Here is a 1,647-nt window from a genome sequence, read left to right on the forward strand (position 1 = left end):
TGGACAGGTAAAATAATAAAACCTGTTTTGCCGAGGGGAGCTTTTCTATGTCGAGAGGAAAATTTAACGCGTATGAGAAATTAACGATTCTCGAAGATGTTTCGAACGGGAAAATTGGCTTTTTGGCTGCAGCTAAGAAATATGGAATTAATAAAACGTCTCTGATGAAATGGCAGCGACGGTACAAGCAGTACGGTTATGAGGGACTCATGCGTCGTACGCATAATCGAAGTTATAGTGCTGAACTTAAGCTTCAAGCGGTAACCGAGTTCCTTGAGGGGAAGTTATCGCAGTATCAAATCATCGAGAAATACAAGATCGCGAACACAAAACAGCTTTCCGACTGGATTCATAAGTATAATGGTCATAGCAGCTTAAAAGCCTATAAAGGGGAAGCGAAAGCTATGACAAAGGGTCGTATGACAACGTGGAAAGAACGAATCGACATCGTCCAGTATTGCTTGGCCAATCAGCAAGACTATCAAAAGACTGCGGGACAGTTCCAGGTCTCCTATCAGCAGGTATACCAGTGGGTGAAGAAGTTCGAGTACGGCGGCCAGGATGCGTTACAGGATGGCCGAGGAAGGAAGAAAGCGCCTGAGGAGTTAAACGAAGCGGAGCGCCACAAGCTCGAGCTGAAGAAGATGGAATATGAAATGGAGCGACTTCGGGCGGAGAATGCGTTTTTAAAAAAGTTACGGGAAATCCAAAGGGGGCGAAATTAAGCGAACACCGTCAGGAAAACATTTATCGGACCGTTCAAGCGCTTCGCGAAGAAGCGTCGTTTAGCGTTCAGCTTTTGTGTGACATCGCAGGAATTGCTCGCTCTAGTTACTATGAGTGGTTAAATCACAAACCCAGTCCTCGTGAGCAAGAGAATGCGCAGTTGATGCAGGTCATGATGGGTATCTACGAGCGAGTAGAGCGTGTCTTTGGATACCGCCAACTAACACTGCACATGCGCAGAGAAACTGGGAAAATCATTAACCACAAGCGCGTAGAGCGGCTAATGAAGGTCAAGGGAATCCAGTCTGTTATCCGGAGAAAGAGAAAGATCTATGCCAGTTCCACCCCCCAACAGGTGGCGGAGAATGTGCTAAACCGCAAGTTTTATGCGGATGCCCCGAATGAAAAGTGGCTCACCGATGTAACGGAATTCAAGTACGGAAACGGCCAGAAAGCGTATTTGAGCGCGATTCTCGACCTTCATGATAAATCCATCGTTTCCTATGTTCTAGGGCGTTCCAATAACAATCCACTGGTATTTGAAACGCTTAAACGGGCCGTGCAGGCAGCTCCCGGAACCAGCCCCTTGCTCCACAGCGACCGAGGCTACCAGTACACCTCCATGAGTTTCAAAGCCATCTTAGATAACCACAACATGGTCCAAAGTATGTCCAGAGTGGGCCGATGCATCGATAATGGTCCAATGGAATCCTTCTGGGGGACGCTCAAATGTGAGAAGTATTACTTGCATACATACCCGACGTTTGAGGAGCTTGAACGAGATATTGAACTGTATATTCACTTTTACAATAACGACCGATTGCAAGCAAAACTAAACGGCCTTAGTCCGATGGAATACCGGAACAAGGCCGCCTAGTTACTTATATTATTTCCACTGTCTACTTGACGGGGTGCAGTTCA

Annotated in this window: 2 protein-coding genes; both read left to right on the forward strand. The window is 46.7% G+C overall.

From position 1 onward, the window contains the following. The first annotated feature begins 47 nt into the window (after positions 1–47). Complete coding sequence (locus AC50YL_RS35985; protein ID WP_494838235.1) at positions 48–725, forward strand: transposase; 678 nt, start codon at positions 48–50, stop codon at positions 723–725. A 20-nt stretch (positions 726–745) separates the two neighbouring features. Further along, positions 746–1,603 carry an IS3 family transposase gene (locus AC50YL_RS35990; RefSeq protein ID WP_494838236.1) on the forward strand — a complete coding sequence of 286 codons (858 nt, stop codon included), beginning with the start codon at positions 746–748 and terminating at the stop codon, positions 1,601–1,603. The last annotated feature ends 44 nt before the right edge of the window (positions 1,604–1,647 follow it).

The sequence above is a fragment of the Paenibacillus sp. J22P277 genome (assembly GCF_059383675.1).